Annotated in this window: 11 protein-coding genes; 2 read left to right on the forward strand and 9 right to left on the reverse strand. The window is 53.3% G+C overall.

Features of this window, described 5'->3' with window-relative positions; all coding sequences use genetic code 11:
* Window positions 1-54: 54 nt before the first annotated feature.
* The 9 genes from JF44_RS0108340 to JF44_RS0108380 all read right to left on the reverse strand — a co-directional run bounded on the left by JF44_RS0108340 (window position 55) and on the right by JF44_RS0108380 (window position 13,415).
* Window positions 55-2,538 carry a TonB-dependent siderophore receptor gene (locus JF44_RS0108340; RefSeq protein WP_033068611.1) on the reverse strand — a complete coding sequence of 828 codons (2,484 nt, stop codon included), beginning with the start codon at window positions 2,536-2,538 and terminating at the stop codon, window positions 55-57.
* Window positions 2,539-2,698: 160 nt separating this feature from the next.
* Window positions 2,699-3,754, reverse strand: coding sequence for a FecR family protein (locus JF44_RS0108345; RefSeq protein WP_081944371.1), 1,056 nt, complete (start codon window positions 3,752-3,754; stop codon window positions 2,699-2,701).
* 94 nt (window positions 3,755-3,848) lie between these two features.
* Complete coding sequence (locus tag JF44_RS0108350) at window positions 3,849-4,373, reverse strand: RNA polymerase sigma factor (RefSeq protein ID WP_033068612.1); 525 nt, start codon at window positions 4,371-4,373, stop codon at window positions 3,849-3,851.
* A gap of 200 nt (window positions 4,374-4,573) precedes the next feature.
* A complete protein-coding gene (gene queF / locus JF44_RS0108355; protein ID WP_033068502.1) occupies window positions 4,574-5,041 on the reverse strand; it encodes a preQ(1) synthase in 468 nt (155 codons plus the stop codon).
* Between the two features lie 11 nt (window positions 5,042-5,052).
* Window positions 5,053-6,195, reverse strand: a complete 1,143-nt coding sequence (gene tgt / locus JF44_RS0108360) for a tRNA guanosine(34) transglycosylase Tgt (protein WP_033068503.1) — start codon at window positions 6,193-6,195, stop codon at window positions 5,053-5,055.
* 6 nt (window positions 6,196-6,201) lie between these two features.
* On the reverse strand, window positions 6,202-7,257 hold the full coding sequence (queA, locus tag JF44_RS0108365) for a tRNA preQ1(34) S-adenosylmethionine ribosyltransferase-isomerase QueA (protein WP_033068504.1): 1,056 nt from the start codon (window positions 7,255-7,257) through the stop codon (window positions 6,202-6,204).
* Window positions 7,258-7,348: 91 nt separating this feature from the next.
* The gene (locus tag JF44_RS0108370) at window positions 7,349-7,894 is read right to left on the reverse strand and encodes a VUT family protein (protein WP_033068613.1); all 546 of its coding nucleotides are present in this window, start codon (window positions 7,892-7,894) and stop codon (window positions 7,349-7,351) included.
* 234 nt (window positions 7,895-8,128) lie between these two features.
* A complete protein-coding gene (locus JF44_RS0108375) occupies window positions 8,129-9,607 on the reverse strand; it encodes an inorganic phosphate transporter (RefSeq protein ID WP_156111632.1) in 1,479 nt (492 codons plus the stop codon).
* Window positions 9,608-9,851: 244 nt separating this feature from the next.
* Window positions 9,852-13,415, reverse strand: coding sequence for an AsmA family protein (locus JF44_RS0108380; protein ID WP_033068506.1), 3,564 nt, complete (start codon window positions 13,413-13,415; stop codon window positions 9,852-9,854).
* A 472-nt stretch (window positions 13,416-13,887) separates the two neighbouring features.
* On the opposite strand from JF44_RS0108380, the gene JF44_RS0108385 reads away from it, so the two are divergent.
* Window positions 13,888-14,724, forward strand: a complete 837-nt coding sequence (locus tag JF44_RS0108385) for a DUF2189 domain-containing protein (protein ID WP_033068507.1) — start codon at window positions 13,888-13,890, stop codon at window positions 14,722-14,724.
* Window positions 14,725-14,985: 261 nt separating this feature from the next.
* Window positions 14,986-16,071 (forward strand): lipid A deacylase LpxR family protein, encoded by a 1,086-nt coding sequence (locus JF44_RS0108390; protein ID WP_033068508.1) that lies wholly within the window; start codon window positions 14,986-14,988, stop codon window positions 16,069-16,071.
* Window positions 16,072-16,122: the final 51 nt, after the last annotated feature.

Below are 16,122 nucleotides of genomic sequence, written 5' to 3' on the forward strand. Positions count from 1 at the left end.
AAAAGGCCGCAGCATGATGCTGCGGCCTTCGCACTAAAAATGTTTGCAACCTGACTACCAGTTGTAGGTCAGATTGGCGACGACACGTCGACCATCCCCTGCGAAGCAATACGAACGCGACGTTACACAGTTCGATACGTATTCCTTGTCAAACAGGTTGGTCGCATTGACACCCAGCGCGACGTTTTCGTTCACACGATAGCGCATGCCCAGATCAACCAACGTAAACCCGTCGACTTCGTAGTCGTTTGAGTTCGTTGCGAAATACGCCCCCGTGTACCGGACACCCGACCCGATGGAGAGCCCGTCAAGTGCACCACGGGTAAAGTCATAATTCAGCCAAGCAGACGCCGTGTGTTTAGGCGAACTCAGCAATTCATTGCCCGTATTACCGTCATTGTCTTTGGTGATCTGCGTATCGGTGAATGCATATGCAACGGATGCATTCCAATGATCAAGAAACGAAAACTTGCCCGACAACTCAACACCAAGCGATTTCGCCTCACCTGTCTGAACCTTTGCGCTGCCGCCATCATCGGGGTCATCGGTCGTCACGTTTTCCTTGATGATATGATATGCAGACGCGGTAAACAGTGCATCCATCCCATGGGGCTTGTATTTGACCCCCACTTCATATTGCGTGTCCTCTTCGGGTTCAAACGGATTGCCATCTGCATCCGATCCCGATACCGGAGAGAAGCCCTCGGAATAGCTGACATAAGGTGCAAGCCCGTTGTCAAAGACGTAGCTCAGACCAGTGCGGCCGGTGAATGCATCGTCGTTCTGCTCAAGCGTGCTGCCGTCTGCATATTCAGTTTTACTATCAACCTTGGAAAAACGCCCCCCCAGGTTAACAACCCAGTGATCACCGATATTCAATTGATCTTGCGCATACAGGGCATACTGGTACGTACGCTGTTCGTAGTTTTCAGACGAGCTATAAGTCGGGTTATAGGTTGACGGTGTGTTGACCGGATTATTGACGTTCAACGAAGTTGCACCGGTATCGTAACCGTATTTGTAGTCATTGATTTCATATTCACCATCAACGCCCAAAAGCAGGGTGTGGTCGACGTCACCGGTCGAGAACAAAGCTTCAAACTGGTTATCAACGACAAAACCGCCGATCTCGTTATCCCCTTCACTGATGTAACGAGACATTGTTGATCCGGTCAAACCGGTCGGGAACAAGCCGATTTCGTAACTGTCGATATAGGTATAGCGCGCGTTCTGGCGGAACGACCAAGTATCATTGATACGGTGCTCAAACTCACTCCCGAAGGAAACCTGATCACGGGTAAATTCTTCCAGATCAGGGTCACCAGTCAGGAAGTCATAGAAATTGCCATTGAGATCGACATAGCGATAGGTCACCCACCGGTCTTCATGCATGTATTCTGCAAGAAGTGTCAGTTTCGTATCATCATTGATCTGCGCTGTCAGGGACGGGGCAAAATACACGCGATCATTGTCCGGGTCTTCGCCATTGGCAAATGAATATTCACTGGTTGCATTCTTTACGACACCAACAGCGCGGAACAGCAAACTGTCATCCGCATTTGCAGAACCACCGATGTCAAATGCGCCTTGGAAATGCTCCCACTCGCCTGCTTCAACACGAATTTCCTGCTTTTGCTCAGCTGTCGGGCGCTTGGAAATACGGTCGACCAGGCCGCCCGCTTCGCTTTGACCATAAAGGCTGGAGCTTGGACCTTTCACAACGTCCACACGTTCAAGCCCGTATGGCTCTGTCGCATATACCGCAAATCCCGAAGATGTCGTGCGAAGGCCATCACGGAAATCACCGTTATCATAATTGGTGAAACCACGCATGGTCACACGGTCGTGCCCACGTGGGTCTGTACCGTAAATATCACCCAGAACGCCTGGCGTGTAACGCAGGGCATCTGTCACAGTCTGCACACCACGGTCGTCCATTTCATCACGGGTAACGACACTTACTGTTTGTGATGTTTCCAGAACCGATGATGCGGTTTTCGTACCCGCCGTAGAGTATGACGCAACATAACCATCCACAGGTCCGGTTGCTGCATCACGTATGCTTCTTGCTTCAACCCGGATGGGGTCAAGTACGTCTTCACCATCGACAGACAGCTTTTCAATCGTGACAGTGCCGCCGTCGGTATAGCGCCATGTAAAGCCCGAACCGCTGAGCAAGGTGGTCAGCGCGGCATCAACGGCCATTTCCCCCTGCAATGCCGGCGCATCAAGGTCACTCAGGCCTTGTGACGGGAAGAACAGCTTGAGGTCGGCCTGGTCAGCCAGAGTTGTCAGGGCACGGTCAAGACTCTGTGCCGGAATGTCGAGTATCACGACGCTCGATTGGGCCACCTCGGTTTGGTTTTTTGCCTGTTCGGCAAGGCTGGCGGCTTCTACCTGCCAAGGGCTTAACAGCGCAGACCCGGAGATCAATGTGGTTGCAACAAGTCGGCGCATCCAAAGGCTGCGCAATTCCCCGTGATAACGATCAAACGGCTGTTTGCTTACCGTTTTCATCATCGTATTTACTGAATTCATCATAAGGCCTTCTGGTTAATTTCCCCTGCTGCAAATGATATTAAGAAACACAATCATTCGCTTTTGACCTTAAGACGATCTCAATGAACGAGACTTGCACCCGTTTTTTCATTTTTTTTGGATTTTGTGGCTAACCCGCTGGAATGCCGTATTTTACGAACTAGTAGATCACCGTCAACAACGGCAGCTTAACGACGCCGGCACCGGTTGTTTGTTCAATTGATTGCAACAAATCATCAAGTGCAGCCGTTTCAAAAACACCGGTGACTTTCATATCGCGCAGCACATCCCGGGCGATAACAATCCGTCCTGACGTGTGGCGTTGTGCTTCATCAATGACATCCCCCAGCGGGCGACTGTTAAAGATCAGTTTGCCGCGCTGCCAACTGCCATAGCCGCCAAGGTCGGCATCAACATTCAGTTCGGGCGCCTGCCCGTTCTGATAGATCGCTTGTTCGCCCGCAGACAATCGAAGGGCAGAACCATCCCCGTTCCGCACCTCAACAATGCCTTCCTGGACTGTGACCTTTGCGCAGTCATCCTTGATGCGTACGCCATACATTGTGCCAACCGCCATTGCCTGCCCATCAAGCGCTGAGACGATGAAGGGATGGTCTACATCCTTGGCAACGTCAAAAATCACTTCGCCGGAGGTCATGGTTACCTCGCGAACATCACCGGAAAAATCGATCGAAAATGCCGATGCGGTATTCATATGCGCCACCGATCCGTCTGGCAGGTGGACGGTCTGATACTGTCCGGTCTCTGTGGTGAAATCTGCGTTCCAACGCGCCCACATACCGCTTTCCCGCACTCCGCCGATGATCATCATTAACAGCACGGCACAGGCGACCAATCCAGATACCATCGGCCGTCGCCGGACCAATCCCCCCCAAAAGCTTGTGGGTTGGCGCGTTCGGCGCGGAGAAACTGCACTGGTGGTGCGGCTTGGTTTTGCCGCCGAGTTCAGCCAATCGCGTTGCCGGGCGGTTGCCGTTTCACCAACAGCACCAAGCAGGGCTTCAGCATCACGGGCTGCACGCTCATGCGCATCACTTTGTGCCCGCCAGACAACAAATTCCCGATGTGCGACCAAATCAGCATCACCAGAATGCAGGTACACAAGATGATCAATGGCCTGATCGCTAAGCGCGGTCAGTTCATCGTCATAGCCATGCAATACTTGCGGCTTATGTGCTGTCGCACCCGACGTCACAATTCCTGTTCCCGATCCTGTGTCGTTCCCGATAAACGACGTTCCCTACTTATGAGACGAACCAGTCGGGCAAATAATGCCAGTTTTTTTGACATTATTTTTCGCCCCCCGTCAAAAGCGCGCTACGACAATGCTTTAAGGCGCGGCCGATATACTTGGCAACCATGCTACTCGAAACGCCAAGCTTTTGAGAAATTTCAGCATGAGAAAGCCCATCAACCCGAAACAACAAAAGGGCAGCACGCGGTTTATCAGGCAATTCAGCCAGCGCCCGATCAAGCAACACGATCTGTTCGCGCGACAGATAAATGTTTTCCGGTCCCGGTTTCGGATCACTGATGTCAGCAACACCTTCGTCGGTTTCATGATGGGCGAATTTGCGACGATCACTTCGGATTTGATCAATCGCAAGGTTCCCGGCCACCCGATAAATATATGCCCTTGGATTTTCGATCTGGTCTTCGGTTTCCGGGGTTTTGGCCAGCCGCAAATACGTGTCCTGAACAACATCTGCCGCACGTTCGGAATCACCATTTAGCTTCCGGGTTAAAAACCGCAGAAGCTGTTCATAGTTTTCCTGAAAACTTGCCATAAGAATTGATGCGCCTTGACGCGCCATCGGCATTTCCAACCAAACCAAACACATAGCACCGACAGCCCCGCTACCGATCCCCTTCCATTAACAGGAATGCCTGACAATAACAATGCGAATAATTATCACTTGCCCTGTATGTGAAATGCCCAGTTGCCAAAAGAAAAGGCTGCCTGCGTTACAGACAGCCTTTTAAGAGTTGCATCAACTGCGCCTGGGATCAGGCTCTAACCACGCCCGCGATATGGTGCGACACCCTGTTCGGGGATCCAGACCCCCTCTGGCGCAGTGCCGGTCTGATAAAACACATCAATCGGTATGCCGCCACGCGGATACCAGTACCCACCAATGCGCAGCCATTTCGGATCAAGCGTCTCGACAATGCGTTTGGCAACCTTGATCGTGCAGTCTTCATGGAAAGACCCGTGATTGCGAAACGAGGTCAGGAAAAGCTTCAACGACTTGCTTTCCACCAGCCAGTCACCCGGCACATAGTCAATCACTAGATGGGCAAAATCCGGCTGTCCGGTCATCGGGCAAAGCGATGTAAATTCCGGTGCGACAAACCGCACACAATAATCGGTTCCGGCCTGCGGATTTTCGACACGCTCAAGAACCGCTTCATCCGGAGATGCCGGTTGTGCCGTGTCACTGCCCAGCATGGTCAGATTGTCGTAAATGGTCTGATCGGCCATAATCAGTTTCCTTAATCTTCGATGATCGGCACGGGATCAATATCCCCGCCTTCCTGTCCGGCATGAAAATCACGCGCGAAGGCCTCCATACGGCCTTCGGAAATGGCGCCCCGCATATCGCGCATCAAATCCTGATAATAGGCAAGATTATGCCAGGTCAGTAGCATTGCACCGAGCATTTCACCCGATTTGATCAGGTGATGCAGATAGGCACGCGAATATTTTGTACATGCCGGGCATCCGCACTGATTATCCAGCGGACGATCATCATCACGATGACGACCATTTTTTAAATTCAAGGTCCCATGATGGGTAAAGGCCTGTGCATTACGGCCCGACCGGGTTGGCAAAACGCAATCAAACTGGTCAATCCCACGCATCACAGCACCGACAAGGTCAGAGGGCTTACCAACCCCCATCAGATAGCGCGGCTTGTTGGCAGGCAACATATCAACACAGAAATCAAGTGTTTCAAACATGATCTGCTGGCCTTCGCCAACCGCAAGCCCGCCAACCGAATGTCCGGGAAGATCAAGTTCAGCCAGCTTTTCGGAACTTTCACGGCGCAGGTGTTCAAACGTGCTGCCTTGCTGAATACCATAAAGCGCATAGCCCTCCCGTTCGACAAACGCATCCTTGGAACGCTTTGCCCACCGCATGGACATGCGCATGCTTTCGGCGGCCCGCTGTTCGGTCGCAGGAAACGGCGTGCACTCATCAAACGCCATGGTAATGGTCGACCCCAGCAGATGTTGAATTTCCATCGACCGTTCCGGTGTCAGGTTGAACTTGCGGCCATCAATATGGCTTTTGAAGGTCACGCCATCTTCGGTGATCTTGCGAAGCTTTGCCAGCGACATCACCTGATACCCGCCACTGTCAGTCAGGATCGGTTTGTCCCAGTTCATGAATTTATGCAGACCACCAAGACGGGCGATACGTTCAGCACCCGGACGCAGCATCAGATGATACGTGTTACCCAGCAATATCTGCGCCCCCGTGTCGGCGACGTTTTCAGGCAACATGCCCTTTACCGTCGCAGCGGTCCCCACCGGCATAAAGGTTGGCGTATCAATCACGCCATGGGCTGTGTGAATGCGCCCCAAACGGGCCTTGCCATCTTGGGCAAGCAGTTCATAGCGAAATTCGGTCATGTCAGATTATGTCCGTGCATCAATTTTGTTGGCGCATTCAAGCAGGCTGCAATCGCCATAGGAATAAAAACGATATTCGTTGTCGATCGCGTGACCATAGGCGGCCTTCATCCGTTCAAACCCGGCAAAGGCCGAAACCAGCATAAACAGTGTCGAACGCGGCAAGTGGAAGTTCGTCAGCAACATATCCACTGCGCGAAACTTGTAACCCGGCGTGATGAAGATATCGGTTTCTGCCTCGAACGGTTCAACCACTCCATCTTCACGCGCTGCACTTTCAAGCAAACGCAGCGATGTCGTGCCAACAGCGACCACGCGCCCGCCCTTGTCACGGGTTTCGTTGATCAGATCAGCGATTTCCTTGCTGATAGATCCCCATTCGGCGTGCATTTTGTGGTCTTCGGTGTCATCGACCTTGACTGGCAGGAACGTGCCCGCGCCAACATGTAGCGTGATCGTGCGGCGATTGATCCCGCGTGCATCCAGATTGGCAAGAAGCTCCGGGGTGAAATGCAGTCCTGCTGTCGGGGCCGCGACCGCGCCGTCCTTTTGCGCAAAGATGGTCTGATAATCGGACTTGTCCTGATCATCACCGCCCGCTTCGCGTCGGATATAGGGCGGCAGTGGCATGACGCCGTACTTTTCAAGTGCAGCAATCAGGTCTGCACCGGATTTGTTAAAGCGCAGGGTCACCTCGCCGCCGTCCTTCTTATCAAGAACCTCGGCTTCGAATTCTTCGTTGACCTTGAAGATTTCCCCGATACGCAATTTCTTGGCCGGTTTGGCAAAGGCCACCCATGTGCCAAGGCCTTCCTGTTTATGCAGGGTGACCTCAACCTTGGCCTCACCGCGCTTGCCAAACAGGCGGGCCGGGATCACACGCGTATCATTGGAAATCAGCAAATCACCTGGACGCAGAATATCGGGCAATTCACGCACGATGCGATCATGGAGCTCGTTGGCAACGGACAGATCAAGCATACGCGCCGCGTCACGCGGGTTGGCCGGATGTTCGGCAATGCGTTCACGCGGCAATTCAAAATCGAACAGATCGACTTTCATGGATCGGGTCTATTCCGGGTCAATTAAAAAACAAATGAAGGGGCGTCTTATGCGCCCCTTCGTCATAAATCACAAGTCGGCGCGCGGCATATCAGCTCTGTGCCGGTTCCGCATTCAGACGCGGGGTAATTACCGTCATCAACAGACGGAACGGCGCAAGACAGGTCAGTGCCATGATGACCTTTGCGGCAAAATCACCCATCGCCCACGTATCCCACGGCAAACCGGTACCAACAAAGGCAATGGAGAAGAACAATGCAGTATCAACAGCCGACCCGATCCCCGATGACACAAGTGGCGCTTTCCACCAGGTCGCCTGACGCAGTTTGTCGAAAATCGTGACATCAAGCATCTGGGCAATCAGAAATGCCGAACCCGATGCGATGGCAATACGCGTATCGGCAACGATCAGCGACAAAACAACCGCCAGCGCAAAACCCGCCAGCACCACAACGCGTGCTGCCGCTGCACCACGGGCACGGTTGGTCAAGTCGGTCACAAGAAATGCTACCGGATAGGTAAAGGCCCCATAAGTCAGCCAGTCTGCCAGAACACCCGGAAGCGGATACTCAACCAGAATGTTTGATGCAACGACGGTCGCCGCCATGGCGAGAATGCCGAAAATGATCGCTTTCATCTTCTTGTCCTTCAACAAGGGGAACCCACGCATAACAAATCTCGCGGCCCACCTTGACTGGGCGACGATTCCGACCGGGTTCTGTTCAACTTTGGTTGCCGGGTGTCTAAGCCCAAGCGACATGACGGTCAAGGAAAAACGGCGACCAGGAAAACCCTGATCGCCGCTGCAGATCGCTGCAAGCCGCCCCGGGGAAAATGGGGCGCCGTGCCGCGAAACTATATTCTTTTGCGATTACAGCATGATACCGCGAATGGTGAAGAACAGAAGCGCACCAAGAAATGCACCTGCAGGCACTGTCACCACCCACGCCGTTGCAATCGTTACCGCATAGCGACGGCGCACAAGAAGGCGCTTGCGCAGTTTGCGTTCTGCTTTTTCGGCTTCGTTTGAGTCGATCTGACGCAGCGCTTCGATATGGGCATTCGCCTGATCGTCGGCAGGCTGATCAACCAGCATCGGCGGAGCAGCAACATTGCGACGACGGTGCGACAGGCTTTCGCGCAGGAAACCAACCCCAAACACTGCCCCCACCGCGATGTGGGTCGAACTGACCGGCAGACCAAGGGCCGATGCAATGATCACGGTAATTGCGGCCGACAATGCCACGGTATAGGCACGGATCGGATCAAGTTTGGTGATCTTTGACCCGACGGTCTTGATCAGTTTCGGACCAAACAGGATCAAGCCCGCCGAAATACCCAGCGCACCAATCACCAAGACCCAGATCGGGATCGGCGCAGAGGTTACAATCTGACCGCTATCAATGCCTGAAACAATGGCGGCCAGCGGACCAATCGCATTGGCGACGTCGTTCGAGCCATGCGCAAACGACAAAAGCGCTGCCGAAATCACCAGCGGAACGCGGAACAGAGATGCAATTTCCTTACGACGCCCCGACATGGTGGCAGATGCCTTAATGACCGCCTTGCGCATCGGAACAAGCGTCAGGAAGAAGGCAGCAACACCAATCGCCATCACGACCGAAATGTCGGCTTTCCAAACCTTCTTGACCCCCTTCATCATCAGGTAGACCGAAAAGACAGACACCATCAGGGCCACCAGAACCGGCACCCATTTGCGTGCGGCAGAGATACGGTCTTCCTGATACAGCACCCGGAATTTAATAAATGCAAGGAACGCGGCGGCAATCAATCCACCCAGCACCGGGGAAATCACCCAACTTGCGGCAATAGTGCCCATGGTTGGCCAGTTAACCGCACCAATGCCAACGGCCGCCATACCGGCCCCCATCACTCCACCAACGATGGAGTGGGTCGTTGACACCGGCGCGCCAAACCATGTCGCAAGATTAAGCCACAGGGCCGCTGCCAGAAGCGCTGCCATCATCGCCCAGACAAATGTCTGGGCATCTGGCATGGCCGTTGGGTCAATGATGCCCTTTTTGATGGTTCCGACAACGTCGCCACCGGCGATAATCGCACCCGCAGCTTCACAGATGGCGGCAATTAAAATCGCGCCAGTCATGGTCAACGCCCGTGACCCCACTGCCGGGCCCACGTTGTTTGCAACGTCGTTCGCACCGATATTCAGCGCCATGTAACCACCGATCACTGCAGCAGCGATCAGGAAGCCACTTTGCGGCAAGCCCCCCAAGTGGAAGGCGACGAATGCACTGCAGGCCAGCAGGAACACAAGAGCAAGGCCAAGCTTTGCACTGATCGAGGCGGTTTCACCCAACCCCGCATCCATGCGCTTCTGCCACCTGAGATCTTTATCCAGAGCAGTTTTTTTAACCGACATGATCAACCGTTACCACCAAAGGGAATCGACGCGCGGATCATGTCGAAGCCCGAGCGCTTTGTTAAGGTTTTTTTGCGTTTATGTGACAGTGATTACCCAATGCCCTGATCATAAAGAAAAAACGGCCCCACACAGTGGAGCCGTTTTGTCAGATCAGCCGGTATAAAACCTTAGGATCAAAACCTAATGCACGTTACCGACCAAATTGGTTCAAAAGACCTTTTAGTACGCCTTTGGCCGCATCTTCTGGCGAACCACTCGAAGACCCGTCACTGGATCCGCTTCCGCCAAGTGCCTTGTCGAGGATGTTATCAAGAATCTTGACTGCAACCTTATCCATCCGGCCCGTGATCACTGGATCATTAATCTTGCCTTTGGCAAAGACACTAAAGGGTGGCAGCTCTTCGATCTTTTCGGAAAAATCAAAATCGGCCTGCGTATCCATCACCCAGCGCGGCAGATCAAGGGTTGCGTCTGCATCTGCCGTACCAACACGTGAAACGGCTTCGACACGGGTGGTCTTGGCAATTCCATTGGTCACGTCCATGTCAGCCTCAAGCGACTGAAGCAGATCATTGTTGCCAACCCCTTCAACCACCATCGCCTGCGGTCCTTGGCGCAGCAGCGCCTGAATGTTCAAGCTCGGGTCAACAGACCGGTTGCTTGCGTTGCTAAAGCGAACCTCGCTTAACGCCAGGTTCGCCGTACCGTTCAAAGCCGAAACCAACCGACGGGATGTATTGCCCGCAGCCGTCACATCGAAATCAAGCGTCGCCCCACCAAGGATCGTGTCATTGGCAACCTTGATCGGCGTCAGTTTTTCAATCCGTGCTTCATCAAGACTTCCCTTAAGGGCAAGTTGCGGCACATCGCTGTTGCGTGCGTCAAACGTACCGTTGATGCCAAGATCACCGTCCCCAAGAAGGCCAGTAAGGTTCGAGATCGTCAGAAGACCATCAACCAGTGTCGCCTTGAGATCGGGCGACACAAGGCTGTAGGCATCAAAATCAAGCTGATCAAGTGCAATGGCGATATCGGCATCAATGGATCGCAGGGCCGACACATCAATCACCGTATCATCCCACGGCGTTCCGTCGCGGGCATCAACACGTGCAGCCTGGATCGTTTTTGGCAGATTAAACGCCGCCTTTCTTGGCCCGCTACCATTGTTGGGCATCAGGCTGGCGCGCTCCGATGCCGGTAGGAACGGATCGACGGTTAAATTACCGCCCGAAAACGAAATCGACACCTTGGGCTGTGACTGTGAGCCATCAAAATCAACGGAACCTGCGGTTTCAAACGCTCCAACCACAAGCTTCAAACCATTCACGGCAACATTTTGCGCATTCCCCTGCACATCGCCTGAAACGGCCAAACGGCCAAGATTTCCAGATGGCGTATAGGTCGGAGCAAGAAGTTCCAATGCCCGGTTCAAACTGGATGCCTGCAGGGCAAGTTTGCCATTAAGGCCCGGATTGGCGCCCAGCATTTCAGAAACCACACCATCAAGGGCAAGCTGCAAAACCGGGTTGGAAACATCCAGATCCACGCTCGGCCCGGTAACCGGCCCATTCAGGCCCAAGTTTGCCTGAACACTTTTATAGTTGCCTGCCGGTGCTGGCAGGGTAATGCCCGTCAGCTTCGCCAACGGCTGCAGTGTTTTGGCTGTTACACGCACAGCCAACCCGTCAAATGCCGGGACATCCGCCGCACCGTTAAAGACACCTTTGGCACTGGCGGCAAGACCCGCCGCATCTGCAATCGCAAAGTTGTTCAGTGTGATATTGGCACCATTAATGCTGCCATCAATGGCAATGCCGCGTACGGCCACGCCCGATGAAATGACTTCATCTGCCGCCAGACGGTAGTTTGCAGCCAAACCGTCAAGCGGTGCCAAGGCATCCTTGATCACCTTGACCATATCTTGACCTACCGCCTGCTTGCCGCCATCGCCAGACGATGCATCACCAGTGGAGGAAGATGAAGATGCGTTATCCTCAGCAGACGTCGTCGTAACCGTAACATCCGCACCCGGTGTTGCCGCGATATACTGATCAAGATTGATCTTATCAAGTTTCAGACCAATACCCAGTGCCGGCAGACCAGCGCCACTCAGGTTCGCGACCACGGCACCACGAATGGCAGTGTCATCAAAACGCAGATCAAGGTCGGAAATATTCAATTGTTCCGGCGTTCCCTTAATCCCACCTGTCAGCGAAAACCGGCGCAGACGATCCGCCCGGATGCCATCGATATCCACACCAAGCCAGCGAACGACCGCGCGAATGTTTTCTGACGCAACTTCATAGCTAAGCGCGGCACTAAGCTCAGGTTTATCACCCGAAATACTACCAAAGATCGCAACGTCTGTACCACCTGGCAAGCCTGCCGATACTTCGTTAAGTGTGACCTTGCTGTTGGAAATCGCCGCATTCACCCGCGCATTATGTACCGGCGTCTGGTTATAGATCAGTGTTTCGACTTCAAAATCGATCGATGCTGTCAAATCGGCCGGGATGACTGGTGCATCTGCGGATGCACTTTTCTTGACCGAGCTTTGCGACGGAATTGACTGAGCTTGACTTTGATCTTCGCTCGAAGCGGCAGCGCCATCTTCAGCACCGTTGGCCGAACTTGGTGCGGCTGTTTCGCCCATATCTGCCAGAACCAGAATGCTATCAAGGTCCAGCTGGTTAAAGCGAAGCGCAACATCCGCACTCAGACTGGGTTCCTGATCAATGGCGATGGCACCTGAACCACGTGTCTCGCCAAACCGGATCGAAAGATCGTTCAGGGTAACCGATTTGGCATTCGCTGTAATATGACCGCCCAAATCAAGCGGATTGGCTGCAATATCGGGAATATCAGCATTGTCACCGGCAATGCGCAGAGCTGCTTCACGCAGGTCCTCGAATTCGCCATCAATCTCGCCGTCAAATCCCGGATTGTCGGTAGAAAGATCAACACGCCCCGCAACGGTTAAACCACCGTCAACTTCATCAATGCCGAGTTTCACACTGATCGGGAACGGTGACGTTTGACTGATCTGCCCGACATTAAAGCCAAATGTCATCGGGATCCCGCGATAAAAAACATACCCTTCGCCTTCCATCGGGCCATTCAAGGTTGTCGCCGACACACCCAGGGTCAGGCCTTCGATCCGTTCTTCGGATCCCGGCGTGCGATAGATGATGGTCGCATTTTCGATTTCGAGACGGTCAACCTGAATGGTGTCTGCGATATCGCTGCCACCACTTTCCTGTGTCTCGGTCCCTTCGCCTTCTGGAGCTGTCGCCTCGGACGTTGTGTCTTGCGCCGAACCCGGCGTGCTGATCGTACCGGCATCCGGGCCGGAACGTGCCGCCTGATTAGGATCAAACACCAGATTGTTGCGGCCATCTTCAAAAGTCTCTATGGCAATGACCGGGTCAACCAGATTGACTTCCTTGACCTGAACATTCCCCGTCAGAAGCGGCATCAAGGCCACAGAAACATGGACCTCACCGATTGAGACCATATCTGCGTCCTGCGCACCTGCAACGTTGCCCAAGCGGACATCCGACATGGAAAGCGACGGCGACGGGATCAGCGACATCGACAAGTCCCCCCGAAGCGCCAGTTCCCGTCCGGTGGCGTCACGCACCGCCTGACTGATTTGTGCCTTGTAACCATTCCAGTCAATCAACGACGGAATAATCAGCAGCGCGGCAATAAGAACCACGAAAAGTGCACCGATTGCGGCAAGGATTTTTTTCAACAGTCAGGCTCCGTATTTCACGGGGTCATCCTGCCAAAAGGCAGGGCCCCACAAAGATTTGATTTTATGGTCGAAAGCATAAGGCTCGTGGTGGCTCTCGCAATAGAAAATAGCCAAAGATTGTAGCAAATTTCAGGCGAGGCCCCCTTGCCTTTCTGTGTCGGAATTCTGCGCACGGCTACAAATGATAAACCTAGGGTCAGGACCTAATGTGTGTTGATGCCAGCTGTGGATCAACCATCTCCTTGAATTCCCCATTGTTTTGAAGACCTAAAAACAATGCCGGAAGGCACAGAAAGTAAACCCGGAAAATGCCTCTGCGGCCACCATACCATCAGAATAATTGGTTTAAAATCAATTAGATGATGGAAAACAGTTCCTATAATGATACATTTTGCAGAACAATAAATTCAATCCTGACTTTCATTCCAACCGAATGACATTGTGCGCAATCGCGACAGGGAGGATTAAAATGAACGACACCACAATTGAAACGCCGGACAACACTGTCGAACCCGGTCAGAATGGTATCGTCATACGCACGATTACAACCGACCAATCCGGGGCTTGGCTTCAAGCCGGGTGGCGCGATTTCAAACGCACTCCTGCCATTGGCCTTGCCTATGGGGCGTTTTGCGTGCTGGCAGGCTGGTTGATGGTGCTTAGTATTTTCCGCACCGGACAACCTTATCTGACCTTGCCGCTTGCCGCGGGTTTCATGTTGCTGGCCCCACTGATTGCGGTTGGCCTTTATGAAACCAGCCGCCGTCTTGAGATGGGGGAAAATGTAACCCTGTGGCACAGCCTGAACGGTTTTCGACGCAATCCGGGCCAAATTGGCGCAATTGGTGTTGTTCTGATGCTGTTCTTCCTTGCATGGACGCGCATTGCAATGTTGCTGTTTGCGCTGTTTTACAACGGCACGGTACCATCGCTTGATGTGTTGGTCTGGGAAACATTCTTTTCGCGAGATGCGATTACCTTTCTGATCACCGGCAGCATCATCGGCGGCGGATTGGCGGTGATTGTGTTTGCAATATCGGTGGTATCCATCCCCCTACTTGTTGATCGCGACGTAGATGTAATTACTGCTGTGATCATAAGTGTTTCAGCATTCCGCAAAAACTGGAAGGTCCTGATAGGCTGGGCAGCCGTGATCGCCATCCTGTCAGCCTGCGGCATGGTGCCTGCCTTGTTTGGGCTTGCGATTACCACGCCACTTTTGGGTTATTCCAGTTGGCATGCCTATCGCGAGATCATTGACGTCAGTCAGGCGGATGTCGCAAGACTGCGCCGTCAGGTTCCCTGATCCATCATATAATATGAATTTTTAAAGAACGCTGCCCTTTCCGGGCGGCGTTCTTGTCTTTTCCCGTTATTCTCATCGCCACCGGGAACAAATGGTGAAATCCGGAGTTTTATCTGTGGCGCGGTTCACCTGCACCAACAGTAAAACCGATGTTTTGTCGCCTCCCTACAATGATTTCTGGTAAGCCTGCCACAAATTGTCCAAAATCTGCCGTCAACAGGGATTATCCCTGCAACCATTTGTCGACACGAGAAAACATAAATGCAGAACGCCCGTGCCTTTCGCCATGCTGTTGCAATTTCCACGTCACTGTTTGCCATTATGGCTGGCATGCATGAAGCCCGTGCGCAAACCAACACCGCGAGCGGACCGCAATCCACCAGAACGCCCGATGACAAATGGGGCGTTTCGCTGTCTGTCGAGAACGACCTGTTCACACCAACCAACAGCGACCAACATTATACCAACGGCGTGCGACTTGCCTTTATCTCGCCCGAAGATGACGCCCCGGCAACCTTTCTGAATGTTGCCAGACAGATCCCGTTTTTTGCATCAGAGGGCCGCATTCGCACCAGCTATTCGCTTGGCCAGACAATGTATACGCCCGACGACATCACCATTGCCGAAAACCAGCCCGACGATCGCCCATGGGCCGGTATTTTGGCAGGTACCGCCGGGCTTTTATCCGATACAGGGTTGCAAAATGATGGCGACGGGAACTATTCGCGGATTGATACGCTTGAATTAACCCTTGGCGTTATCGGACCGGCATCACTTGCCGACCAGACCCAGTCTTTTGTTCACAAACAGATCAACAGCCCCCACCCGGAAGGCTGGGACAATCAGATCAAGAATGAACCGATTATTGGGCTGACCTATGAACGAAAATACCGTGGCTGGTTTGAAGCAGACCTTCTGGGTGTGGAATTTGATGCCACCCCGCATGGGGCTGTTACCCTTGGCAACGCCTTCACCAATGCAGAACTTGGTACGATGTTTCGCATGGGCCTTGATCTGCCTGCGGATTACGGCCCGCCGCGCATCCGCCCCAGCCTGCCCGGATCGGATTTCTTTGTCCCCGATACCAAGGGATTCCCGCTAAGCGGCTATGTATTCGCCGGGTTTGCCGGGCGCTACGTGGCACGTGATATCACCCTTGATGGCAATACTTTCGCTGATAGTGCATCCGTCGACAAGGAACCATGGGTTGGCGACCTTCAGATCGGCCTTGCCATGATTATTGGCCAGGCGCGCCTGACCTACACCCATGTCTATCGCACCCCGGAATTTACCGGGCAAAGCGGTGCGGACCAGTTCGGGTCACTGTCGCTTTCTTTCCGGTTCTGACATAAAAACGGGGCCCTCGGGCCCCGTTTTTCAATGCTTCATTCAAATAGT

It is taken from the genome of Thalassospira australica, from assembly GCF_000763295.1.
Taxonomy (GTDB): Bacteria; Pseudomonadota; Alphaproteobacteria; order Rhodospirillales; family Thalassospiraceae; genus Thalassospira; species Thalassospira australica.